Source organism: Klebsiella sp. B345, assembly GCF_051131735.1.
Taxonomy (GTDB): domain Bacteria; phylum Pseudomonadota; class Gammaproteobacteria; order Enterobacterales; family Enterobacteriaceae; genus Klebsiella.
The window spans coordinates 1,286,859-1,310,595 of the sequence record NZ_CP180443.1 but is presented as its reverse complement, the minus strand read 5'-3'; the positions used below and the strand labels follow the sequence as shown (position 1 = coordinate 1,310,595).

Here is a 23,737-nt window from a genome sequence, read left to right as displayed (position 1 = left end):
TCTGCGTGACAGGGACTGTGACTCCTGGGTTAAGAGTTTGCGAGGCGGATTCCGATATCTGGCGCGAGTTGCGGAGGGATGATGAAATTTATTAAGAAACAGAAATGGCTGCTGGCCGGCGGCGGCATCACTGTGCTTCTTTCCGCTTTGCTGATCAACAACCTGATGTTATCGCATCAACGCGCGCAGTTAGAGGAGATGAGTGATGAACTGCTCAGCCACGCTGAAGAGGTCACCACGCAAATTGTCTCGGCCATCAATCGTGTTCACACCCGAGAGATCGTAGGCTGCCGTAAGCAGGATATTGCCGCCCTGCGCGAGGTTATCTGGAAGTACGCTAATGTGGAAGACCTCGGCATTATTGAGGATGGCAAGATTGCCTGTACCGCCAACTGGGGCGTTCTCGATAAACCGCTGCTGCTACCTGACGAAAAATATGTCGTGCCGAACGGCTTTAGTATCTACAAAGGGGTGCGCAACTATCTGCCATATGGCGTTGTTCTGGATATGAGCCAGTATGGCAATGTTATCTCGTTTACCTCTTCGTTTGCCTTCAGTGGTTTTGTGCGTCGTTATAAAGGGCTCGATTTTTCATTAACCAGTCGTAATGGCCAGCACGTTTTCCTCAACGATCTCAGCGCCGATACCGAGGCCGGGTCGGCGGCGACATCCCGTCTTTGCAGCCAAAAATATGATATCTGTGCCAGTCTGGCACAGAAAAAACAGGGCTTTTTATCGCTCCCTACGCTGCTTATCGCCGCAATCGCAATCGTCGCTTTTATTATCGGGGCCGCGTTGCTCTACGCCATTCTGAGCTATCTCGCGGAACGGCGCTCGCTGGAGTTTCGTTTAAAAAAAGCGATCCTCAATCAACGCATTTATCTGGAGTACCAGCCGTTAGTCTGCGCCAAAAACGAAAAGATCGTCGGCGTGGAGGCGCTGGTTCGCTGGCATGACAAGATTTTTGGCCAGGTCCCGCCGGACCTGTTTATTTCGATGGCGGAGCAGCTTAATGTCTCTGACGATATCGCTACATTGGTGATTGAGAAGGCGACCCGTGAGCTGAAAACGATTCTGCAGGACGATCCGGGTTTCACCCTGGCGATCAATATCGGTAAAAGTGAAATCAACAATCCGTACTTTTTAGATAATCTGATGCGGGTGCTTAAGCGTCATGATATTCGCCCACAGCAGATTAAAATTGAAATTACCGAAAGAAGCGGCGAGTACTATAAAAAAATAGCGGCCTTCTCATTACAAGCGATGAACCGTGGGCTGCGGATCGCCCTTGATGATTTTGGGACCGGCTCTTCCAACCTGCTGTGGTTGACCGAAGTGTTTTACGATGAAATTAAGCTGGACAAGTTTTTCGTTAACGGTCTGAAGAATGAGTACAAACGCAATATATTGACCTCAATTCTTGATATCGTCTGCCAGCTCAATAAACAAATTGTGTTTGAAGGGGTAGAAAGTAAAACGGACTATGACTTTGTCAAATCCTTCGATGAGAACGCACTGATTCAGGGCTGGTATTTTTACAAGTCGATGCCGATTGAAAAACTCCGCGCGCTGCTGCTGTCTGAATCGCTTGCGCTACGTGAACAAAGCGCACCGCTATAGCGGGCGACAAGGGGCTATCCGCCGACAGCGGAATGCGTCGTTTACGCACAATATACAGCGTAAATCGACAATCCAGACCGGCTATTCAGCCGGACCGGTGACAATATCTGTTTGATAATCAAGAAAACCCGTTACTTTGCCCGCGTGTCGGGAAGCGTAACGTTCATTTGTCACCTGAGGGTTCTCTATGCATTTCAACCAGGCTATTGCCCGTCTGCCCGCTGCCACCTGTGCTGCCGGCCAAACCACCGCCCGGCTCGGGGCGCCAGATATTGCCGGCACGACCCGCCAGTTCCTTGCCTATGTGGAAACCTTGCTGCAGCTTGGGCTGAAAGTCACCGTCCTGCCTGCCGCCGCGGATTATCCGGATGCCCACTTTGTGGAAGATACCGCGGTAGTGATGCCTGAGCTGGCGGTGATCACCCATCCTGGGGCGCCGAGCCGCCAGGGGGAAGTGGCGACCATCGCCCCGGTGCTGGCCGGCTTTCGTCCGCTGGTACAGATGAGCGATCGTGGTCATATGGACGGCGGTGACGTGCTGCTGGTCGGCAAGCAGTTTTTTGTCGGCCTGACCGCACGTACCGACGAGCAGGGCATCCGCGAGTTTGCCGCCGCCGTTGAACCGCACGGCTATCAGGTTACCGCGATTGAAGTGAGCGCCGGGCTGCACCTGAAATCGATTGTGAACTACGTTGGGCGCAACACCCTGCTGCTGACGGAAGGCTACCTGCATCACCCGGCCTTTAGCGGCTTCAATACCATTGTGATCCCGCAGGAAGAGGCGTATGCCGGCAATACCTTGTGGATCAACGATACCTTGATTACGCCGCAGGGTTACCCCTATACCCTCGGCGAAATCAGCAAGCTGGGGATGCCGGTCGTGCAGCTCGACACCAGCGAATTTAAGAAAATGGATGGCGGCCTGACCTGCCTTTCACTGCGCTTTTAGCCACACCGTTGACATCAGGGGTAACCAATATGAAAACACGCATTGCCGCTTTACTGGCCTGTATGGCGCTGAGCGCACCGTTGGGCGCACAGCAGTTTGATACCATCAGCTTTGGGGTGGACGGTGGCTATCCTCCGTTTGATGTCCTTGCGCCCAGCGGCGAGATCACCGGCTTTGACATTGATATTGCCAACGCCCTTTGTACGCAGCTAAAAGCGAAATGCGTCTTCGTGAAACAGCCGTTTGAGAGCATGATCGCCGCGCTCAACGCCCATAAATTCGATGCCATTATCGCCTCGCTGAACATCACCGATGAGCGCAAGAAAGAGGTGGATTTCACCGACCGCTATTACCGTAGCGCCGCGCAGCTGGTGGCACGCAAAGGCAGCCCGTTGTTGCCGGATGCCGCCAGCCTCAAGGGCAAGACCGTCGGGGTACAGACCGGTTCAACCCATGAAGCCTACGCCAGAACCCACTGGGCCAACCATGGCGTGAAAATCGTCGGCTACGCCAACCAGGACAACGTTTATCTGGATCTGCTCTCCGGGCGTATTGATGCTTCCTTGCAGGACAATATCCAGGCGGCCACCAGCTTTATCGATACCCCGCGCGGGCAGAAGTTTGCCTTCGCCGGTCCGGTGATCAGCGATGGCAGCATCTCGTCTGACGTTGGCATTGCGGTGAATAAAGACAATCCGGCGCTGCGCGATGCCCTGAACGGTGCGATTAAGCAAATCCGTGCTGACGGCACCTACGAGGCAATTCAGAAAAAGTATTTCAGCTTTGATATCTACGGCAAATAAGCCGTGAAGGGGAGGGCGCGATCGGCGATCTGCGCCCCTTTACGACACGGGTGGAAGACAGAATATGGTTGCAGACTATTTACCGTTACTGCTGCGCGGCGCGGGGCTTTCGCTGTGCGTGATGCTGGTTTCGTTGCTGGTGGCTCTGCTGTTGGGGCTGGTGAATGCGCTGATTAAGCTGTTCGGGCCGCGCTGGCTACGCTGGTTTTCGACCGGCTATACCACGCTGGTGCGGGGCATCCCGGAGCTGGTCATTATGCTGCTGCTGTTTTTCGGCGGCGAGATGCTGGTGAATACGCTGCTGGGGCTGGTCGGGTTCGGGCCGGTTCGCTTCAATACCTTTATTTCCGGGGTGCTGGCGATTGGCTTTGTGTTTGGTGCCTACTACACCGAAACCTTTCGCGGGGCCTTTCTCACCGTCGACCGGGGGCAAACTGAAGCGGCACAAGCGTACGGCATGCGTCCGTGGACGGTCTTTCGGCGCGTGATGCTGCCGCAGATGCTGAGTTTTGCTATTCCGGGCATCAATAACAACTGGCTGGGGCTGATGAAAGCGTCGGCGCTGGTGTCGATTCTCGGCCTGGAAGATATGGTGTGGCTGGCGGAACAGGCCGGGCGCGCCACGCAGAAGCCGTTTTTGTTCTACTTCCTCGTGTCGTTGATTTACATGGTGATCACCGCCTTGTCGAGCTGGCTGTTTAATCGTCTGGCGAAGCGCTACGCGCTGCGCTCTTCAACGGCGGGGGCGGCACTATGAACCTGCAGACGTTTATCGATGCGCTACCGGGCTACCTGTGGAGCGACGGCAACGGCGCAGCGAGCGGGCTGGCGGTGACGGCGGAGCTGTTTTTACTGTCCATCGTTCCCGGCATGGTGCTGGCGGTACTGATGGCGGTCATTCAGGTGTATGGCCCGCGGCTGCTGGCCTGGCCGATTCGCGGCTGCACCTGGTTCTTTCGCAGCACGCCGCTCTACCTGCAGCTGATGCTGATCTATTACGGGCTGTCGCAGTTCGATATCGTCCAGTTGGGCTGGCAAAACGATCGGCCGTTCTGGCTGCTGTTCCGCGATGCCACCTTCTGCGCTACCTTAGCGTTGGTGCTGAATACGGCCGCTTACGTGGCCGAACTGCTGGCAGGGATGATGATGACCTTTCCGCGTCAGGAGTGGGTGGCCGGTGAAGCCTACGGCATGAGCAAAGGACAAATTATCCGTCGTCTGGTGCTGCCGGCGACGCTGCGGCGGGGCATTCCGGCGCTGAATAACGAGATGGTGTTTTTACTGCATGCCACGTCGCTGGCCAGCACCGTCACGCTGCTCGACATTACCGGCGTCGCGCGGGCGTTTTATGCCATCACCTATTCGCCGTTTATTCCGTTCCTGATGGCCGCTGCGCTCTATTTGCTGTGCACTTTTTTGCTGATATTCGCCTTTTCGCGCGCCGAGCGACGCTGGCTGGCGTTTGCCCGCCGCTCGTGATCAGGAGCGTTTAATCGCCTGAAGTTCGGTCAGGGTCACGATTTTATCGACGCGGAATTTTTTGCTGGTCAGCCAGGTGTCCGCCAGCTGGCAGTAGTGGGCCATGCTGCGACAGCCGATGCGTACCAGGAAATCAAAGCTGCCGCTGACCAGCCAGCAGTCGAGCACTTCCGGCGTTTGACGCATCTCCTGTTCAAATACCGGCTGCGAGCGGCCGTGGTCGGCCAGCGCAATCTGCGCCTGCACCACGAAGGCATGCTCCGGCTCGGGGAGATCGATAATCGCGCTGTAGCCCCGGATAATTCCATCGCGCTCAAGGCCACGTACGCGTTCCAGGCAGGGACGGGCGGTGAGGTTTACCTGCTCCGAGAGCTTTTGATAAGAAATGCGGCCATCCCGGCGCAGGATTTCAAGGATCTTATGATCGATACGGTCAAGCCGGGCTTTCTTTTCCACAAAGAGGACGTCCAATGAAAATTAAACACTATACCTTACCCGAACATGCCCTGGGTGGGCAGCGGCAATTAACGCATTTTCATTTTGGCGAACCCGGCGTCGGGGAGAAAGTCTATCTCCAGGCAGGGCTGCATGCCGATGAAATCCCGGGCATGTTGGTGCTGCACTATCTTAAAAGATTACTGTGCCAGGCGGAACGGCGCGCCGAGCTGCGCGGCGAAATTATTCTCGTTCCGGTGGCAAATCCGCCGGGGCTGGCCCAGGTGATGCTCAACAGCGGCATCGGGCGCTTTGACCTGGGCAGCGGGCGCAACTTCAACCGCGATTTTCCCGATCTGGCCCGCCTGGCACAACCCCATTTGCAGGCGGCGCTGACGCACAATGATTACCGGCAACAGGTACGCCAGGCGATGCGCGATGGACTGGCTGCAGAGCCGGTGCGGAGCGAAGTACAGGCGCTGCGCCATCATCTGCTGACCCTGGCCTGCGATGCGGATGTGGTGCTGGATCTGCACTGCGACGACCAGGCCATTTTGCATATGTACGCCGATCCGGCCTGGCAGCCGGAGGCCGGCGTACTGGCCGCTTTTCTCGGCATTGGCACGGTGCTGCTGTCACAGGAGAGCGGCGGTAACTCATTTGATGAAGCCTGCGGGCTGCCCTGGCACCGCCTGGCGGCGCAGTTCCCCCAGCAGCCACGTCAACCTGGCTGCATGGCGGTGACCGTCGAGCTGCGAGGCCAGCAGGAGGTCAATCATGAAGTGGCACGTCAGGATGCCGAGCGGCTCTATCGCTACCTGCAATTTCGCGGCCTGCTGGCCGGTGACCGTCCTGAGATCCCGCAGCAGCAGACGGTAATGCTACCGTTTAGCGCCGGTGAGATTGTCACCGCCTCGGCGAGCGGCATTCTGGTCCAGCTGAAGCAGCCCGGCGAGTGGGTCAGCGCCGATGATGTGGTGGCCGAAATCGTCGACCCGCTAACCGACATGATCAAATCCGTCCGCCCACAGGTCGGTGGGCTGATCTACGCCAGCCGTCGGGCGCCGTTTGTCACTTTTGGCGCCGAAATCATGAAAATCGCCGGTGAGCAGCCCTTCAGCGGCGGTGGCGGGCTGGCGATGTAAGCAGCAGCATTCTGTCTCCCCCTTGGCGGTTGTTGATCTCCTGTCATTCACCGCCATTTTCGCTTTCCCGCCTGATTCCCCATCGCTATTTGTTAGCGTAAATCCAGAAGCATATTTTCCCTCAGCCGAAAGAAACCGGCACTGAAATGTGATGCTTCACGCTAAATTTTTCATTCTCGGTGAATAAACTGTGATGTATTACGCATTAAATACCTCTAATTATATGCATTGCTAAATGTGATCTTGATCCACTGAATATGGAAAAAACGCAATAAAGGTCAGTGGATTGTGTCATTTATTGGTTTTGATTAAAAAAATGCCGCTGCTAGTATTGATGATAGTAAGAATGAGGCGGATTGATACTGGGGCATAATATTGTAGCAATAATCATCTCTGATGGAGCCATTACCGTGATGCTATTTACTGTTAGACAACGTAAAATTTTTGAGCTGCTTTGGGTGATCAGAGATTATGTCACAGTAAAGGATATTGCTGATGAGGTGTCCTACTCAGAAAAAACCGTCAGGAGCGATCTCGATGTTATCAGGGATGAAATTGTCCATCATAATATAGGCCGTCTGGTGGCCAAAACGAATAAAGGTTTTTTTCTTGATATGGAGAAAATAGCCTATGAAAAAATCGCCACAACATTTGTTGAGAATAACGTTGATGAACGTATAAAAAACCGCATGTGCCGGATGTTAATGCTGCTGCTGGCACAGCCTGCGGTGTCTGCTCAGGAATTAGCTGATTGCGTTTATCTGGATAAAGGCGCGATCAAAAAATATCTCTCTGAAGTTGAATCATGGTTGTTGCCTTTTGGTATTACGCTATCCAGGTCTAATACCATCTATAGCCTGTTATGCACCGAGTTTACCCGGCGCCAGTTATTCTGGCATTTATTTATTGAACTGAAGCATTGTCAAAAAAAAGAGTCTGCCGGGCACCTTTATACCTCAGCGCATACTCACATCAAAAAATACTTTGATGATGCCGATTTTCTTACGCTTAAAATCATGTTTGGCCAGGAGATGCATCATTTTGAATCTATTATGCAGGCGCTTGAGACTCTGGAGCAAAAATGTCATGTGTCTTATACCTATGACGCCTGCGTCTGGCTGGTTTTTTCGATGGTTCTGGTGATGCACCGCCAGAAAATGGCCCGAGATTGCCCGGCGGTTACCGTTGAGCAGGCTATCGCGCTATGCCCGGAGCAGGAAATGGCCCATTCTCTTTGTCAGCAATTACATGCCTCAACCGGGCTGGTATTTTCAGCTGATGATGTACGCTATCTGACGCTGGTTTTACTGGCCTGCGAATTAAATGATGTCAATGATGAACGTCTCCGGGAGCAGGTTTGCGCTTCTCCACAACATCTCGAGGAGACCGTTCAGACGTTTATTCTGTCGTTAAGTCACGTGGTCAGCCGCGGGTTGCTGAGGGATAAACAATTATTATGGCGCCTGATTTTACTCATTCGGCCGATGATCTATCGTCAGCGCTTTGCGATGAATCGCTCCGCCACGGAGGCTTCTCAGTCATTGGTTCGCCAGGTTAAATTTTCTTATCTTGATTTATATCTTGAAGTTGAACTGTGCAGCTTACTGTATGAGCAGCGTTATGCTCTGGCGCTAAATGAACAAGAAATTAGCCTGATTACTCTGTGTATTAAGAATGCGCAAAGCTCAGCGTTGAAGAAAATTCGTGTCGCGATTGTTTGTAACTATGGAATTGGCATCTCGCAATTTGTTGCCCAAAAAATACAGCGGGCGATCACTCAGGTGGACATTGTCGGTATTCTGTCACTGCGAGAACTTGAGCAACTGGACCATTATGATTGCGATCTGGTCGTCAGTACCGTGCCGCTGCAGCGCAGTAAAGAGACGGTTATTCAGGTCAATGATGTGCTGTTGCCTTACGATCTTTCTCTGATTAAAGAAACCGTCAAAAAAATGCAAAAAAGTAAGGTGCTGCAAACCTTACAGAGAAAAACGGATGGTAGGGCAAAAGGCTATCACCAGTATATATCGCCCGACATGTTGTTCGTTATCTCAACGGTTAAAAGTAATCCAGCGGTGCTGGAATTTATGTGCCAACAGGCGACGGCTTCCGGTCGTTGTGACGAACGTTATTTATCCTCGGTATTAGAGCGAGAAAAAGTTTCCTCTACGGAGATTGCTCCTGGGGTGGTGCTTACGCACGGCGATCCCAGCCTGGTGAAGGAGAACTTTATCTCCCTGGCGTTACTCCACGATCCCGTTAACTGGGGAGGGGAGCAGGATGTCGATGTCGTCTTTATGGTTGGTTTTAAAAGAGCCGCGGATGGCAAAATTGACGGCAGCATCGCCGGTTTTTACACCATGCTGGCTGCTATGGTGGAAAACGATATGCTGATGAAATCGTTGCGTAGCTGTATCTCTGCGCAAGCGTTATATCAATTTTTAACAGATGAGAACAGGTATGAGGACATACTATGAAAACGTGTGAGTTTATTATTGCAAGCGATGAGGGGCTGCACGCCAGGCCGGCGGCAGATTTTGTCGATAAATCTCTTTCTTACCTCAGCAAAATTACCTTTGAGAAGGACGGTGAGACTTTTAACGGCAAAAGTTTTACCTCCGTGTTGAGCATGGGAGCATGCAAAAATGACAAGGTTATTATTAAAGTGGAAGGTGAAGATGAGGACCAGGCAATTAATGAACTGACCCGTTTTCTTTATACTTTAAATTAATGCAACGACATTACCCTCAGCGATCAGGATATAATAAGGATAATAATTTTTATGATACTTTCAGATGTTATCAATAAAAATGCCCTGCAAATTAATATGCCGGCGACGGATAAACGACAGGCCCTCGAGTCATTAATTGACCTGTTATACAAAGATGGTGCGGTTAATGATCCGGATGCCTTTATTCAGGATGTTTATCAGCGTGAGCATGAAGGTAAAACTGGGATTGGTGGTTTTATTGCGATCCCGCACGGTAAGTCGGATTTTGTTAATCATACCTGTATTGCTATCGGGTTATTAAAAAAGCCCATTGAATGGGAGTCATTGGACGGAAACAGAGTGAAGGTGATTATTCTTTTTGCCGTCAATAAAAAAGATAAAAATGATTATTTTGTCAAAATGATGTCGCAAGTGGCACGCCTACTTGGCAAAGAAGAAACTTGCGAAAAACTACTCTCTGCCGCCTCGACGGATGAGCTGGTCTCTGCCTTTGAATAACCTGGAGTATCCCATGAATATTGTTGGAATTACCGCCTGCACTGCCGGCATTGCCCATACCTATATCGCCAAAGAAAAACTGATTCAGGCCGCCTTGAGCCTCGGGCACAACATAAAAGTTGAAACCCAGGGGTCTATTGGTGTCGATGATAAGCTCAGCCCGGAAGATATCGCTAAGGCGGATATTGTTATCTTTGCGACCGATATTGGGATTGGTGGTCTGGAACGTTTTAAAGATAAGCAGGTCGTCGAAGTGCCTATTTCTACCGTCGTTAAATCACCGAAGTCGTTGATTCAAAAAATACAAGAAAAAATGCAAAAATAATTAACCCTAAATATGAGGGCGATAGCATGTCTTACAATATCGGTTTCAAGAAGCATATGTTGACCGGCGTTTCCTACATGATCCCGGTGGTCGTCGCTGCGGGCCTCTGCATGGCGATCGCGAAAATATTCGGCGGCGCTTTTGTGGCCAATGCGACACAGACATTACCCTGGTTTATTAACCAACTAGGTGTTGTGGCAATGGGGCTGGTTGTCCCGGTTCTGACCGCTGGCATTGCCTACTCCATTGCCGACCGTCCAGGTATTACGCCAGGGTTGATTCTGGGGTTTGTGGCGATAGAAATTAAAGCCGGGTTCCTTGGTGGCATGCTGGCAGGATTTCTCGTGGGCTACGTGATACTGGCAATTCGCCGCTATTTAAAGCTGCCCTCCAGCATGCAGGGATTGATGCCGGTGCTCTTCATTCCCTTACTCTCCACCCTGATTATTGGCCTGGCATTCTATCTGTTTTTGGGACGTCCGGTGGCCCTTGCTCAGGCCGCGGTTATTGACTGGATGGGGGGACTGATGGGCGGTTCGCGGATGGTGCTCGGAGGCATTATTGGCGCCATGATGGGCTTTGACCTCGGCGGACCGGTAAATAAATCGGCGTCGCTGTTCTCGAATGCGATGCTGGCACAAGGGATTTATGGCCCGGAGGCAGCCAAAATTGTCGCGGGCATGGTTCCCCCCATCGGCGTTGCGATTTCGGTGTTTATTTCCCGTCGTAAACGTTATTCACAGGGTGAAATTGAAGCCGCTAAAGCCGCGTTTCCCCTCGGATTATGTTTTATCACCGAAGGCGTTCTGCCGTTTGCCGCGGCGGATCCGCTGCGGGTCATTCCCGCCTGCATGGCCGGTTCGGCAACGGCCGCCTCGCTGACGATGCTGTGGAACGTCACCAGTACCGTACCGCACGGCGGGATCTTTGTGATACCCATCATGGGCCATCCCTGGGGATTTGTCGCCGCGTTAATTATCGGCAGTCTGATTACTGCCACCGTGTTGACCATTCTCAAACCCGTACTAAAAGCATCCGATCAGCAAGACGGCGCTGAAGAGGAGCCTGAAGTTGATGATTTTGAAATCAGCATTAAATAATCCATCGCTCACTCAAGCATATTCTCATTATTGAGGTCCGGTATGTATATTTTGAACGGCATTGCGGCATCGCCAGGTATCGCGTTTTGTCAGATTCAGGTTCTGCGTCATCATCGACGCTATGCTGAATATTCTGATGCCTGCGAATCCCCCCGTGAGTGGGATCGGTTTTTAACCGCGTTACAGCGCAGTATTGAAAGTATGGCGGCATTTCATCAGCAGGCATTACAGCAATATACCGATGAGATCGCCAAGGTTTATAAAGCCTATTTGTTAATGCTCCAGGATGAAGATTATATTGCGCGTATTCGTGAGAATATTTTTTCAGCGCTATGTGCCGAACGGGCAGTTATTAAAGAAACGGATCGCCTGGTCGGGTGTTTATTAAAAGCAAAGTCATCCTATTTGAATCAGCGGGTTGAGGATCTTCGTGCCATAGAAAAAATGCTGTTGAATGGCCTGGCCAATAAACCTATCGCTGAACTTGCCGGACATCCGCAAAAAATGATTATCGCTGCGGATGAACTGACGCCAGCAGATACTATCGTCTATCAACCCGAGCAGTTGCAGGGGTTTATTACCTGCGGCGGTGGGGTGACCTCCCATTCGGTAATCCTGGCTAAAGAACTGGGGATCCCGGCGATTGTCGGCGTCACGATGGATATTGATCGTCTGGTAGACGGTCAATCAGCGATTGTCGATGGCGACAGAGGGGTTATCTACATTGACCCTGATGCCCAGTGTATTGCGAAATATCAACAGCTTATTGCTCATTCCGCACAGCGGAAAGAGGCGCTCAGACGCTTTGTGATGGCTGCTGGCACGACGCCGGCAAAGATTGCGGTATGCGCCAATATTACGGTGCTCAGTGAAGCACAGAACGCGCTCGAACAGTATGCCGACGGTATTGGCCTGGTCCGGACCGAGTTTTTGTACATGAATCGGGACCACTTTCCGGATGAGGAAGAGCAGTTTCAATTCTATCAATCACTGGCGGTGCTGATGGCGGGCAAGGAGATCGTTATCCGCACCCTTGATATTGGCGGGGACAAGCAGGCGGACTACATTGGTATTCCGGCGGAGGAGAATCCGTTTCTTGGCTATCGGGCGGTCCGCTATTGTCTCGGTAATACCGAGATTTTCAGGCAGCAGCTGCGAGCGATCGTGCGTGCCTCGGCGTTTGGGCGGGTGAAAATATTAATCCCGATGATCGCCACGCTGGAAGAACTTCAGGAAACGAAAGCGCTGATCGCAGATATTAAGCAGTCGTTATCTCAACAGCACATTGAGTATGATGACAATATTCCCGTCGGCATTATGGTTGAAACGCCTGCTGCGGCCATGCTCGCGGATGTTTTCGCCAGCCACTGTGATTTTTTCAGTATCGGTAGCAACGATCTGACCCAGTACATTACGGCCAGCGATCGCAACAACAGTAAAGTCCAGCATTTATACCAGCCGCACCATCCGGCAGTTTTACGTGCGATTAAACAGGTCATCGATGCTGCGAAGCAATATCTGATTCCGGTTCACGTTTGTGGTGAAATTGCCTCAAACGACAAAATGTTGCCTTTTTTAATTGCTGCCGGAGTTGATGAACTCAGCGTCACGCCGCTCAGCGTACCGCAGGTGAAATATACCGTGGCAAAAATGACAACGCTGCAATGCGAATCGTGGCTGGAATCAGTCTTAGCGACCCACGAAATGGCGAAAATCGACTGCTTACTCAGCGAAATGGCGAGTGAAATAGCCGCATTATAGATTTAATTGTCCATTAAAGAATTCATCTGTTGTGCCAACTATTTCCAGAATGGCGCAGATGACTATTGTGTAAAATAACTTTCTATGCAGAGGTGAAAATATGTATGTCACAATGAAAACTATTTTAGATGATGCGAATAAACACTATTATGGCGTTATTTCCGCCAGCGTAATTAATCTTGAGTTAGTCCGTGGTGCTATTCGCGCGGCACAAGAAGAGAATGCCCCGATCATTATTAATATTGGTCAGGGGCAGATGAGCAAGCATGGTGACGGTGAAATTATCTCTAATATCGTGCGGACTCTGGCGGCGCGCGCGACCGTACCGGTTGCACTGAACCTCGATCATGGTAAAGATTATGAGCGTATCACTCATGCTTTCCGTCATCAGTTTTCGTCGATTATGATCGATGCCTCGGAATACCCAATGGAAGAGAATATTCGACGTACCAAAGACGTGGTGACTTTGTGCCACTCACAAAATGTCACCGTCGAGGGCGAAATAGGATTTATCGGCCAGGCCGCCAATGCGGATGATGAAAAATTTGACCTCTATACCCGCGTAGAAGACGCCGTTCATTTCTTTGAGGCCACCGGGGTGGATGCCCTGGCGATAGCCGTGGGGACCGCGCATGGTAAATACCCGGCCAACCGCGCGCCTAAAATCGATTTTGACCGTATCAGCCAGATCAAACAGGCCACCCAGAAACCGTTGGTGCTTCACGGGGGGTCTGATTCCGGGGAGGAGAATATTCGCCAGGCCGTCATTTGCGGTATTAATAAAATCAACGTCTGTACCGATACGTTTGTTAGCTGCAAAGAGGGATTGCGAACGATGCTGCAGGAAACACCGGATATTGATTTCATGTCAATGATGATCAACATGGAAAATCAGGCCAAAGAAACGCTGCAAAATTATATTCGTATTTCGGGCTCCAGCGGTAAAGCGAGTCATTTCAGATAAGTCGTTACTTTTTTAATCACCAGGTTTTATCACTAATGATTTAAACAGCGCGCAGGCGTCGGGGTTGCTACGCCCGCGCGCGGCTCGGAGGAACAAATAATGCAATGCTCGGTAATAATTGGACAATATGATGGTACGGGCCTGCAGTGCATGGTTGAAAGCGCTGGGTGGTTTGTCGGAATTAAAAACTGGAAGCCTGAAAATGATATCCAGCATATTGCTATGCTGGAGCGTCATTTATTGACGGATGAAGTGTTTATACTGCTGGACGGTAACTGTACGTTGCTGCTGCTCGACGAGAATGATACGGCGAACCCGCGTTTTCACGCGGTCCCAATGGAACCCCACAAGGTCTACTGCATCCCGAAAGGGGCCTGGCACAATACGATTACCTGGCCAGGCGTCAAACTGGCGTTGATTGAAAACCGTGACACCAGTGCAGAGAACAGCGAATTTATGCCGTTGAGCGGCGCCATGCGTGAGCACATTATTACTGCTCTGGCGTCACCCGTGGGTTAAGGCATCACCGCAGCTCCCGGCAGGCGCGGGCGATGTTCTGGCAGGCGATGTCCAACAGAGCATCATCCAGCGCGTAGGCCAGACGCAAATACCCCGGTGTACCAAATGCCGTTCCCGGCAGCGTCGCGACATGAGCCGCGGTGAGCAGGTAATCGGCGACCGCAACATCATCCTCAAGCTGCTCGCCAGCGGGCGTTAATTTCCCGATAAGGCCGGAACAGTTGGCGAAGAGATAAAATGCCGCCGGCGGCGTAGCGGCGCTAAGTCCATTAACCTGATCTACCAGCGCCATCACCCGATCGCGGCGTTTGCTGAGAACAGAGAGCCACGGCGGCAGAAAGTCGGCGGGCTGTGTCAGGGCGGCAACGCCCGCCGCCTGTGCCAGCGAACAAGGGTTGGAGGTACTTTGCGACTGAAGAACGCCCATCGCGGAAATTAACCACGTTGGGCCGGCTGCATAGCCCAACCGCCAGCCGGTCATGGAGAAGCCTTTTGAGAACCCGTTCACCGTCAGGATACGTTCGCGCAGCGCCGGAGCTACCTGTGCCAACGTGCAGAATGCTGCGCCGTCGTAGCGAAGCGCTTCATAGATATCGTCCGCCAGGATCAGTACCTGCGGCGCTGCCAGCAGCACCTCCGCCAGCGCCTCGAGCTCCTTGCGGCTGTACAGCGCGCCGGTCGGGTTGCCCGGCGAGTTGAGGATCAGCCAGCGAGTGCGAGGAGTGATAGCGGCGGCCAACGCCTGCGGCGTGAGCTTCCAGCCCTCCTGTTCCTGGGTTGACACTATCACCGGCTCGCCGTCTGCCAGGGCCACCATATCGGGATAGGAGACCCAGTAAGGGGCCGGAATAATGGCTTCCTGGCCGTGGCTAAGCGTGGCCTGTAGCGCATTGAAGATCAGCTGCTTGGCGCCGGTACCGGCAATAATCTCCTCTGCCACGAAGTTCAGGTCATTGTCGCGGGCGAATTTATCAATAATGGCCGCTTTCAGGGCATTGGTACCGCCAACTGCGGTGTATTTGGTTTCCCCCTGGCGGATGGCATCGATAGCGGCCTGGCCAATGGCCGCTGGTGTGGCAAAGTCCAGTTCACCGAGACCAAGGCTGATAATGTCGATTCCCTGCTGTTGCAGGGCGCGTACCCGGTCGGCGATGGCAGCCGTAGGCGACGGGCGAACTCGCCGCATTCGCGGCGCGAGAAAGTGTGCTGACATAGGGCTCTCTTTGGTTAGACGCCGCGCTGAATCGGGCGGCGTATTCATCGGTTTCAGGGGCTTCAGGCCGGAAAGGTCACGCCGCTACGTGGGTCGGCGGCGAGACGCTGGAGCTCTATCTGGGTTTCAGCGATAACCTCCGGGGTGACATCAATCAGCGGCGAACGCACATGACCACCGTTGAAGCCGCGCAGATTCATGGCGGCTTTCACCAGCTGCGGCTGGCCGTGGCGGCGCGCGAGGGCACGGAAACCGTACCACAGGCGGTGCAGCTCTCTGGCAGCGACGGCATCGCCTCGCTCCAGCGCCCGGAAGCTGGCTAACACCAGCTCCGGCAGCGCGCCGCTGTTGGTGGTGCTGATCCCATCGAAACCGCACATCATCGGGCCTAAAAACGCCAGGTCGGAGGCGCAGAACAGACGCAGGCGCCCGGATAACCGGTTGGCGATTTGGTCAATCACGGTCGGATTCAGGTCGCCCTGTTTGATCCCCACCACCTCCGGGATATCCGCCAGCTGTTCCAGAAGCGCAGGGGGCAGGGTAATGCCGATACCCGGTGCGTTGTAGACCAGAATTCCGGTCTTCGATAACGGCGCCATCTGCCGGAAAAAACTGACGATTTGCGCATCGGTCACTTCGGAGACAAAAGGCGGTGTCACCATTGGCAGGCCGCCGAGCTCGCCTGCCAGCGTGGTCAGCTCGCGCACCACCCGGGCATCGGAGCCGGCGCTGCACAGCATCACCGGAACGCGATCGCCCACGACCCCCATGACGTGGCGGAAAATGTCGGCACGTTCCTGGGCATTCAGCGCCGGGAATTCGCCGTAGGTTCCGCCAATCAGGATGCCGTCGTAGCCGAGGCCAATGACGCGCTCGATATTGGCGGCCAGCCCGGCGAAATCAATCTCGCCTTGTGCGGTGAAAGGGGTCACGGTGATATTGAAAATCCCACGCAGTCTTTCACGGCATTCGATTCTGTCTTTCATCTCTCTCTCCTTAATATGTCGTGCCGCTGCGGCACAACGATGGTGTGGTGGTTAATGACCGGCCTGTGCCTGTCGATGGTGCAATTGCGCACAATAAGTGCGCATCATTTGTTCATTGATGTGGCAAAGGCCTATAGATGACTGAGCTGGCTGAGTGGACGAATGACGACGCCAGCGGCGCTCAGACGTTCACGCAGCGTGCGTGCAATAGCCACACCCTGTGGGTTATCGCCATGGACGCAAATGGTGTGTACGGGCATCGGAATTTTGACCCCGCTAATCGTACGAATGGCTTGCTCTTCAATCATTTGCAGCGCGCGGCTGGCGGCGCGTTCAGGGTCATGAATAATGGCATCAGGGAGGTGTCGCGGCAGGGTCAGCCCGTTTTCGCCGTAGCTACGATCGGCGAACACTTCGCAAGCGACGCGCAGTCCGGCCTTGCGTGCCGCGCGTTCTGTTGCGTTGTGAGGCGTCGTGACCAGCACCAGCTGGCGGTCCACGGCGTGAATCGCGCCGACGATGGCTTGCGATAAGGCATCGTCGGTAAAGGCCTGGGTGGCCATCGCGCCGTGCAGCTTGACGTGAGTCATGGCATGCCCGCAGACCCGCGCCACGGCCTGCATCGCCCCCAGCTGATAGACCACCATTTTGCCAACGTCCGCCGGGCTATCGCCGGTAATGGTGCGCCTGCCGAAACCCCAGAGGTCAAGAAAGCCGGGATGGGCGCCGATGTCCAGCCCGCGCGCCTTGGCGTGGGCAACGGTGCGGTGCATCACCAGTGCATCACCGGCGTGAAAGCCGCAGGCGATGTTGGCTGAGGTCACCAGATCCAGCATGGCGTCATCGTCGCCAACGCTGAACTGGCCAAAACTTTCACCCAGATCAGAATTCAGGTCCACTTCTTGCATGATTGCTCCTCGAGACACTTGGTATACCAAATGCATGCAATGAGAATGCCAAAGGGTTGAAACCAAAATTACGCCGCTGGCGAATGCGCCGATGAGCGAATGTTTAACCAGGAGAGAGTGAGCAGATGAAACCATCGATCAAAGCAGGCTGTCTGACATTGGGCCTGTTGACCATGAGCTATAGCCTGTCCGCCAGTGCGGATGAGCTCTATTTTGCCAGCTGGGGTGGTGCCTACCAGGACGCGATCCGCGACGCCTGGCTGAAGCCCTTTACTAAAGAAACCGGTATTGATGTCGTTGAAGATACCGACCCGCAGGTCAGCAAACTGAAAGCCATGCAGGATACCAATACCGTCTCATGGGATGTGGTGACGGAAAACAGCTCGCGGCTGGCCCGTGGCATTAAGCTGGGCGTCTTCGAAAAGATCACCCCTGACATGGTTAACCAGCAGCACGTCATTCCCGGCGCGCGCAACGATTACGGCGTGCCGTCTGAAATTTTCTCCACCCTGATCGGCTTCTCAAGTAAAGCCTTCCCGGATGGCAAGCCGCAGCCGAAAACCTTCGCGGATTTTTGGGATGTGAACAAGTTCCCCGGGAAACGCACCCTGCAGGATGAACCGGCCACGGTGATCGAAGCCGCGCTCATCGCCGACGGCGTCAAGCCGGAAGATGTCTATAAAACGCTGAGCACGCCGGAAGGGGTCGACCGGGCGATGAATCAGATTAAGAAAATCAAACCCTACGTGGCGAAATGGTGGAAGAGCGGCGCGGAGCCGGTGCAGGCGCTCTCGAGTGGAGAAGTTGTGATGGCGCTGGGCTGGAACGGTCGCTTCCAGTCGGGCATTGATTCCGGTGTTCCGATCAAAATGTCCTGGGATGATTCCGTCGCGCAGGTTGGCTACTTCGCTCTGGTCAAAGGGGCGCACAACCGTGACGCGGCGCTGAAGCTGCTCAACTACATCATTACGCCGCAGCACCAGGCAGAGTTCAGCAAGTACATCGCCTATGGCCCGACCACCGGCGAAGCGATGCAGTATATCGATAAAACGCGCCAGCAACGTCTGCCCTCTACCCCCGAACGGCTGCAGCACACCCTGTTTATGGATGCCGGATGGTGGGACAAAAATGGCCCGGCCATTATTGAGCGCTACAACCAGGTTCGTGCGCAGTAACGGCGTGCGAAACATAAGTTGATTCAGTGAGTTACTGGGCGGGCGAGGGGCCTCTGACGGCGCCTCGTCCAGAACGGAGTGTGTTATGGTGGCAACGATATTGACCGACAACCTTACCCCATCCCGGCGGATCCGATGGCCCGGGCTGGCCCTCGTGGCGACGCTACCGTTGCTGCTTTTTTTACTGCTGTTTTTTGTCTGGCCGATTGCCGGGCTGCTTAAGCAGGGGTTCCTGGTGCAGGGGCACTTTAGCTTCGACAACTATCTCCACCTGTGGGACACCCCGATTTATCGCATCGTGCTGGAGAACACCTTTGTTATCGCGGTAGCGGTGACCGTCGGCTGCATTGTGATGAGCTACCCGCTGGCCTGGCTAATGGCCTCGGTGCGCCCGGCAATGGCAAAGCTGCTGTTCTTCGCGGTTCTGTTGCCGTTCTGGTCCAGCGCCCTGGTAAGAACTTCAGCATGGATCGCGCTGCTGCAGCAAAATGGTCCCCTGAATAATCTGTTGATGACCCTGCAAATCACTTCGCAGCCGGTGGCTTTTCTCTATAACTTCACCGGCGTGCTGATTGGCATGGTGCATGTTCTGATGCCTTTTGTGGTCCTGCCGCTCTACGCCTCATTCCGTTCGCTGGACAGCTCACTGCTGCAAGCGGCGCAGAGCCTGGGTGCGGACTCGTTGAGCGTTTTCACCCGCATTATCCTGCCGTTGACCCGTCCCGGCGTTGTTGCTGGCGCGGTTATCGTCTTTATGAACGCCGTCGGTTACTACATTACGCCATCACTGATGGGGGGACCGGCGCAGCGTATGGTAGCGGAGCTTATCTCGCACAATATTACCGATGAGCTGAACTGGGGGATTGCCGCCGCGTTGGCCTGCGTACTGCTGATCACCACCCTGGTGGCGCTGTGGCTGTTTAATCGTCTGTTTGGGCTCGATAAGCTGATGGGCGGCTCCAGCGGTAAAGGCAGTCAGTCGGTGGTGGTGACGCAGCGCAGCGGTGGCGGGCGCATCAGCGCAGGTGCCGGCGTACTGGTGGCGCTGTTCCTTATTCTGCCGATTGTGGTGGTTATCCCGATGAGTTTCGGCACCGCTAGCTTCCCCACTTTCCCTCCGGCGGAATACGGTGTGCGCTGGTATGTCAACTTTTTCACTGACCGTAAATGGATGCTGGCGCTGGGCGAAAGCGTCCGGATTGGCCTGATTGTCACTATTCTGTCGATGGTGCTGGGAGCGACCGCCGCGTTGGGCATCCATAAGCTGCGATCGCCGCGCAAAAGCTGGCTGGAGACGTTGTTTATTGTCCCTATGTCGGTGCCCGCTATCATTACCGCGGTCTCACTCTATTATCTGTGCGGCCCGCTGGGGTTGATCAACAACTCGGTGGCGCTGATCCTCGGCCATACCGTACTGGCCACACCTTATACCTTCATTACCCTGCGCGCGGCGCTTAAAGGATTCGACCCCAGCCTTGAGCTGGCGGCCTATAGCCTGGGGGCTAAGCCCTGGCAGATGTTCCGTCGGGTGATGTTGCCGATTCTGCTGCCTGGCATGGTTGGCGGCGCGGTGTTTGCCTTTGTGACCTCCTTTGACGACGTGGTGATGTCGCTATTCCTGACCACTATCCGTAATCGCACCCTGCCGAAGCTGATGTATGAAGGGCTGGCATTCGATTTCGACCCAACGGTGATTTCGGCGTCCTGCGTACTGATCGCGGCGACGGCGGGGATCCTGATTTTTCAGAGCCTGGTAAAACGTAATGGAGGCAAACATGCGTCAAATGCAGGGTAAAGATGTCACTCTCAACGCCATTCGCAAAACCTACGGTTCAACGGTGGCGCTGCCGCGTATCGACCTGCAGGTGGCGCGCGGCGAGTTCTGTACGCTGCTGGGCGCTTCCGGTTCCGGTAAAACCACGTTGCTGAAAGTGATTGCCGGGTTTGAACATCCCGATGGCGGCAGCGTTCACATCGCCGGCAAGGATGTGACCCGCGAGCCGATATCCGATCGCAACATCGGCATGGTGTTCCAGAACTATGCGCTGTTTCCGCATATGTCAGTCTTCGAAAATGTCGCCTTTCCGTTACGCATGCGTCGCCTGGCGAAGGTGGATATTGAACGCCGGGTTGGCGAGGCGCTGGCGCTGGTCAGTCTGGATGCCTATCACAAGCGCCTACCCGGCGAGCTCTCCGGTGGGCAGCAGCAGCGCGCCGCGCTGGCCCGGGCGCTGGTGTTCAATCCGGATATTTTGCTGATGGACGAACCACTCGGCGCACTGGACAAAAATTTGCGCCAGGCGATTCAGATCCAGATTAAACAGCTGCACCAGGAGCTGGGGCTGACGGTGGTGTTTGTCACCCACGATCAGGAAGAGGCGATGAACCTCTCCGATCGCATCATCATTATGGATAAAGGTGAGATTGTCGGGGATGGCTCTCCGCAAAGCCTTTATCGCCAGCCGGATAGCCGCTTCGTCGCCGGTTTTCTGGGCGAGTGTAATTTTATCCCCGGCGAGCACCACGGGATACTGGGCATTCGCCCTGAGCATATCCTGGTTGGGCGCGCCAGCGAGAAGGCGGTGTGGCGCGGTCAGGGCAATATCGTGATGGCGACCTTTTGCGGCCTGCACTGGAAGTTGTTGATTGAGTATCAGGGGCAGATGGTGGTGGCCTATGCGCCGGTGGATCTTCCTGCCGCCGAGCGTCTTTCAGGCCAGCCCATCAGCTTCGGCTTTCAACCGGAACTGGCGATGACCTTCAGGGAGTCTGCGTGAACGGCTATCCACGTTTTATCGCCGTCGGGGAACAGGCGCTGTTAGTCGAATTTGGCGAGCACATCGACGACCAACTGAATGCGCAGGTGCTGGCGCTGGCCACGGCGCTTAACGGCACGATCGGGGTGAGCGAAATTATTCCTACCTATCGCTCCCTGACCGTGGTGTTCGACCCGTTAACGGTCACCGGCGCTGCCCTATGCGAGCAGATTACGCTGGCGATCGCCCAGCTTTCTACGGCGCAATCAGTGCGCCGGTGCTGGCGCGTGCCGGTGTGTTATGGCGGCGAATATGGTGAAGATCTGTCTGCCCTGGCGCAGGGGCACGGTCTGAAGCCGGATCAGGTGATTGATCTCCACAGCAGCGCGCGCTATCGGGTGTATATGGTGGGTTTTATGCCAGGCTTCGCTTATCTCGGTGGGCTGCCTGAAAAACTGCATACTCCGCGACGGGCCTCGCCGCGGGCGATGACGCCCGCCTCCAGCATCAACATTGGCGGCCAGCAGACGGCAATCAGCTCGGTGCCCGGCCCCAGCGGCTGGCATCTTATCGGCCGGACGCCGTGGCGTTCCTTCGATCCTCGGCGTCAGCGACCCTTTTTGTTTCAGGCCGGGGATGAGGTTGGCTTTGTGCCCATTACCCCGGCTGAGTTTGTCCGCCTCAGCGACAAGTGTCGCGCGGCGGACTGGTACCCTGAGCCGGAGGTGGCGTGATGCGCTGGCTGGAAGTCATCTCCCCGGGGCTACTGACCACCGTGCAGGATCGGGGGCGCTATGGTTTTGCTCATCTTGGCGTCCCGGCATCGGGGCCGATGGACCTGATTGCGTTTCGCTTAGCGAATGCGGTTGTCGGAAATGATGCGGAATGTGCGGCGCTGGAATTAACGGCTCTGGGTGGGCGATACCGGGTGATGGGTGGCGAATGCATCCTGTGCCTCGGCGGCGCGGTCGAGGCGCAGGTGGATGGCCGGGTGCTGGAACCCTGGGTTGCTCACCGGTTGGTGGCTGGCAGTGAACTGATGATTGGCCGTATGCCGCGCGGGCTACGTGCCTATCTGGCAGTGGCCGGCGGCGTGGATGTGGTGCCGGTGTTAGGTAGTCGCGCCACGCTGACCCGTGCATCGCTGGGTGGGCTGGATGGGCGAGCGCTGGCAAAAGGCGACAGGTTACCGCTGGGGGAGTCGAGTGATATTGGCCGTCGCCACTGTTCGCACGCGCAGCTGACGTCGCTGTACAGCAGCGGCCCGCTGTGTGTGGTGATGGGGCCGCAGCAGGCGGCATTTACCCAAGCCTCGTTGCTGACATTTTTACATGGCCGCTATCGGGTTAGCGTCCATGCGGACCGGATGGGCTATCGGATGGCGGGGCCCGCGTTGGCGCATCTACACGGGGCCGATATGGTGTCCGATGCGGTGGTGCCGGGCAGCATTCAGGTTCCCGGAAATGGTCAGCCGATTATTGCGCTGCACGATCGCCAGACCACCGGCGGGTACCCGAAAATTGCCACGGTCATCGGGGCGGATCTGCCGCGCGTCGGCCAGTTGCGACCGGGGCAGAGCGTGGCATTTCGCGCGATCGCCGTCGCGGAAGGCGTTGCACGCTGGCGGCGTTTGCAAGAGGGCATCGCCGCCTGTTTACAGCATATTCAATCAACGGAAGTGAGCTGGCTATGAGTGAAACACAGACTGATGTAGACCATATTTTCCTCAATCCTGGCAGCGAGGATCTGACAGAAGCGACCTACCGGCAGCTCCTGGAAATGATCCAGCAGGGACGGATCCCACCCAATACGCCGCTGCAGGAGCGGGCGCTGGCGGCGGCGCTGGGCGTCTCGCGCACGCCGTTGCGTGAGGCCTTCAGCCGCCTGGTCGGCGGCGGCTTCGCGACCCGGGTCGGACGCGGACAGCTTGTGGTGAAAGAGCCCACGCTGCGCGAATATCTGGAGATCCTGCAGCTGCGCATTTTGCTTGAAGGGGAGGCGGCGTTCGCTGCCGCGACCCGTATGCCAACGGCGCAGGCGCAATCGGTGATTAGCGCACTGACGGCCCACCGCCAGGCGCGGGATTTTTCCGCCTCTGAGAACCACCGTATCGACAATCTGGTTCACCAGACCGTGGCGGCCCACTGCGGGAACGCCATGCTGGAGAGCATGATTTTTGATTTACGTATTAAGGCGCGCACGTTTGACCAGAACGGCACCGTCGCGCGTTTCGAACCTGGCTGTCAGGAACATATCGCGCTCATGGAGCGTATTCACGCCGGTGATGCGTCAGGGGCCAGAGAAGCGATGGTCTTCCATCTGACCCAGGCGCGGGCCGGTATTGTGGCCCGATTTACGGCCATTTGAGTA

At 55.0% G+C, this 23,737-nt stretch carries 24 protein-coding genes; 20 read left to right on the top strand and 4 right to left on the bottom strand.

From position 1 onward, the window contains the following. Positions 1 to 78 precede the first annotated feature (78 nt). The 5 genes from ACMYSO_RS06170 to ACMYSO_RS06150 all read left to right on the top strand — a co-directional run bounded on the left by ACMYSO_RS06170 (position 79) and on the right by ACMYSO_RS06150 (position 4,851). A complete protein-coding gene (locus tag ACMYSO_RS06170) occupies positions 79 to 1,620 on the top strand; it encodes an EAL domain-containing protein (protein ID WP_434669785.1) in 1,542 nt (513 codons plus the stop codon). Between the two features lie 187 nt (positions 1,621 to 1,807). Then, the gene (locus tag ACMYSO_RS06165) at positions 1,808 to 2,569 is read left to right on the top strand and encodes a dimethylarginine dimethylaminohydrolase family protein (protein ID WP_434583928.1); all 762 of its coding nucleotides are present in this window, start codon (positions 1,808 to 1,810) and stop codon (positions 2,567 to 2,569) included. A gap of 29 nt (positions 2,570 to 2,598) precedes the next feature. After that, positions 2,599 to 3,372, top strand: coding sequence for an ABC transporter substrate-binding protein (locus ACMYSO_RS06160; protein ID WP_434669783.1), 774 nt, complete (start codon positions 2,599 to 2,601; stop codon positions 3,370 to 3,372). 64 nt (positions 3,373 to 3,436) lie between these two features. Beyond that, positions 3,437 to 4,129, top strand: coding sequence for an ABC transporter permease (locus ACMYSO_RS06155; protein WP_123755080.1), 693 nt, complete (start codon positions 3,437 to 3,439; stop codon positions 4,127 to 4,129). After that, the gene (locus ACMYSO_RS06150; protein ID WP_434669782.1) at positions 4,126 to 4,851 is read left to right on the top strand and encodes an ABC transporter permease; all 726 of its coding nucleotides are present in this window, start codon (positions 4,126 to 4,128) and stop codon (positions 4,849 to 4,851) included. Before ACMYSO_RS06155 ends, ACMYSO_RS06150 begins: the two co-directional genes overlap by 4 nt. Here ACMYSO_RS06150 and ACMYSO_RS06145 read toward each other — a convergent pair whose 3' ends face one another. Then, complete coding sequence (locus ACMYSO_RS06145) at positions 4,852 to 5,307, bottom strand: Lrp/AsnC family transcriptional regulator (protein WP_123755517.1); 456 nt, start codon at positions 5,305 to 5,307, stop codon at positions 4,852 to 4,854. 14 nt (positions 5,308 to 5,321) lie between these two features. Between ACMYSO_RS06145 and ACMYSO_RS06140 the strand changes: the two genes are divergently transcribed. The 9 genes from ACMYSO_RS06140 (at position 5,322) to ACMYSO_RS06100 (ending at position 14,329) form a co-directional block, all read left to right on the top strand. Further along, positions 5,322 to 6,431, top strand: coding sequence for a succinylglutamate desuccinylase/aspartoacylase family protein (locus ACMYSO_RS06140; protein ID WP_434669780.1), 1,110 nt, complete (start codon positions 5,322 to 5,324; stop codon positions 6,429 to 6,431). A gap of 413 nt (positions 6,432 to 6,844) precedes the next feature. After that, entirely contained in the window at positions 6,845 to 8,908 is a 2,064-nt protein-coding gene (locus ACMYSO_RS06135; protein ID WP_434670754.1) for a BglG family transcription antiterminator, read from the top strand. Beyond that, positions 8,905 to 9,162: an HPr family phosphocarrier protein gene (locus ACMYSO_RS06130; protein WP_434669779.1), complete on the top strand. Its 258-nt coding sequence runs from the start codon at positions 8,905 to 8,907 to the stop codon at positions 9,160 to 9,162. The genes ACMYSO_RS06135 and ACMYSO_RS06130 overlap by 4 nt, the downstream gene beginning before the upstream one ends. A 51-nt stretch (positions 9,163 to 9,213) precedes the next feature. Then, the gene (locus ACMYSO_RS06125; RefSeq protein WP_434669777.1) at positions 9,214 to 9,660 is read left to right on the top strand and encodes a PTS sugar transporter subunit IIA; all 447 of its coding nucleotides are present in this window, start codon (positions 9,214 to 9,216) and stop codon (positions 9,658 to 9,660) included. Between the two features lie 13 nt (positions 9,661 to 9,673). Next, complete coding sequence (locus tag ACMYSO_RS06120) at positions 9,674 to 9,985, top strand: PTS fructose transporter subunit IIB (RefSeq protein ID WP_331850279.1); 312 nt, start codon at positions 9,674 to 9,676, stop codon at positions 9,983 to 9,985. A 26-nt stretch (positions 9,986 to 10,011) separates the two neighbouring features. Then, on the top strand, positions 10,012 to 11,085 hold the full coding sequence (locus tag ACMYSO_RS06115) for a PTS fructose transporter subunit IIC (RefSeq protein WP_434669775.1): 1,074 nt from the start codon (positions 10,012 to 10,014) through the stop codon (positions 11,083 to 11,085). 42 nt (positions 11,086 to 11,127) lie between these two features. After that, on the top strand, positions 11,128 to 12,846 hold the full coding sequence (gene ptsP / locus ACMYSO_RS06110) for a phosphoenolpyruvate--protein phosphotransferase (protein ID WP_434669774.1): 1,719 nt from the start codon (positions 11,128 to 11,130) through the stop codon (positions 12,844 to 12,846). A gap of 112 nt (positions 12,847 to 12,958) precedes the next feature. Further along, positions 12,959 to 13,810, top strand: coding sequence for a class II fructose-bisphosphate aldolase (locus tag ACMYSO_RS06105; protein WP_217426870.1), 852 nt, complete (start codon positions 12,959 to 12,961; stop codon positions 13,808 to 13,810). Between the two features lie 150 nt (positions 13,811 to 13,960). Beyond that, positions 13,961 to 14,329 carry a hypothetical protein gene (locus ACMYSO_RS06100; RefSeq protein ID WP_434669771.1) on the top strand — a complete coding sequence of 123 codons (369 nt, stop codon included), beginning with the start codon at positions 13,961 to 13,963 and terminating at the stop codon, positions 14,327 to 14,329. Between the two features lie 4 nt (positions 14,330 to 14,333). Here ACMYSO_RS06100 and ACMYSO_RS06095 read toward each other — a convergent pair whose 3' ends face one another. The 3 genes from ACMYSO_RS06095 to ACMYSO_RS06085 all read right to left on the bottom strand — a co-directional run bounded on the left by ACMYSO_RS06095 (position 14,334) and on the right by ACMYSO_RS06085 (position 17,436). Beyond that, positions 14,334 to 15,542 carry a pyridoxal phosphate-dependent aminotransferase gene (locus ACMYSO_RS06095; RefSeq protein WP_434669769.1) on the bottom strand — a complete coding sequence of 403 codons (1,209 nt, stop codon included), beginning with the start codon at positions 15,540 to 15,542 and terminating at the stop codon, positions 14,334 to 14,336. A 62-nt stretch (positions 15,543 to 15,604) separates the two neighbouring features. Further along, positions 15,605 to 16,528 carry a dihydrodipicolinate synthase family protein gene (locus tag ACMYSO_RS06090; RefSeq protein ID WP_434669767.1) on the bottom strand — a complete coding sequence of 308 codons (924 nt, stop codon included), beginning with the start codon at positions 16,526 to 16,528 and terminating at the stop codon, positions 15,605 to 15,607. 131 nt (positions 16,529 to 16,659) lie between these two features. Then, positions 16,660 to 17,436: a LamB/YcsF family protein gene (locus tag ACMYSO_RS06085; protein ID WP_434669766.1), complete on the bottom strand. Its 777-nt coding sequence runs from the start codon at positions 17,434 to 17,436 to the stop codon at positions 16,660 to 16,662. A gap of 125 nt (positions 17,437 to 17,561) precedes the next feature. Between ACMYSO_RS06085 and ACMYSO_RS06080 the strand changes: the two genes are divergently transcribed. The 6 genes from ACMYSO_RS06080 to ACMYSO_RS06055 all read left to right on the top strand — a co-directional run bounded on the left by ACMYSO_RS06080 (position 17,562) and on the right by ACMYSO_RS06055 (position 23,734). Beyond that, the gene (locus tag ACMYSO_RS06080; RefSeq protein WP_434669765.1) at positions 17,562 to 18,611 is read left to right on the top strand and encodes an ABC transporter substrate-binding protein; all 1,050 of its coding nucleotides are present in this window, start codon (positions 17,562 to 17,564) and stop codon (positions 18,609 to 18,611) included. An 85-nt stretch (positions 18,612 to 18,696) separates the two neighbouring features. Further along, positions 18,697 to 20,406 carry an ABC transporter permease subunit gene (locus tag ACMYSO_RS06075; RefSeq protein WP_434669763.1) on the top strand — a complete coding sequence of 570 codons (1,710 nt, stop codon included), beginning with the start codon at positions 18,697 to 18,699 and terminating at the stop codon, positions 20,404 to 20,406. Next, entirely contained in the window at positions 20,387 to 21,388 is a 1,002-nt protein-coding gene (locus ACMYSO_RS06070) for an ABC transporter ATP-binding protein (RefSeq protein WP_434669762.1), read from the top strand. The genes ACMYSO_RS06075 and ACMYSO_RS06070 overlap by 20 nt, the downstream gene beginning before the upstream one ends. Beyond that, positions 21,385 to 22,101 carry a 5-oxoprolinase subunit PxpB gene (gene pxpB / locus ACMYSO_RS06065; protein WP_434669761.1) on the top strand — a complete coding sequence of 239 codons (717 nt, stop codon included), beginning with the start codon at positions 21,385 to 21,387 and terminating at the stop codon, positions 22,099 to 22,101. Before ACMYSO_RS06070 ends, pxpB begins: the two co-directional genes overlap by 4 nt. After that, positions 22,101 to 23,060: a biotin-dependent carboxyltransferase family protein gene (locus tag ACMYSO_RS06060; RefSeq protein WP_434670753.1), complete on the top strand. Its 960-nt coding sequence runs from the start codon at positions 22,101 to 22,103 to the stop codon at positions 23,058 to 23,060. The genes pxpB and ACMYSO_RS06060 overlap by 1 nt, the downstream gene beginning before the upstream one ends. Next, on the top strand, positions 23,057 to 23,734 hold the full coding sequence (locus ACMYSO_RS06055) for a GntR family transcriptional regulator (protein ID WP_434583946.1): 678 nt from the start codon (positions 23,057 to 23,059) through the stop codon (positions 23,732 to 23,734). Before ACMYSO_RS06060 ends, ACMYSO_RS06055 begins: the two co-directional genes overlap by 4 nt. Positions 23,735 to 23,737: the final 3 nt, after the last annotated feature.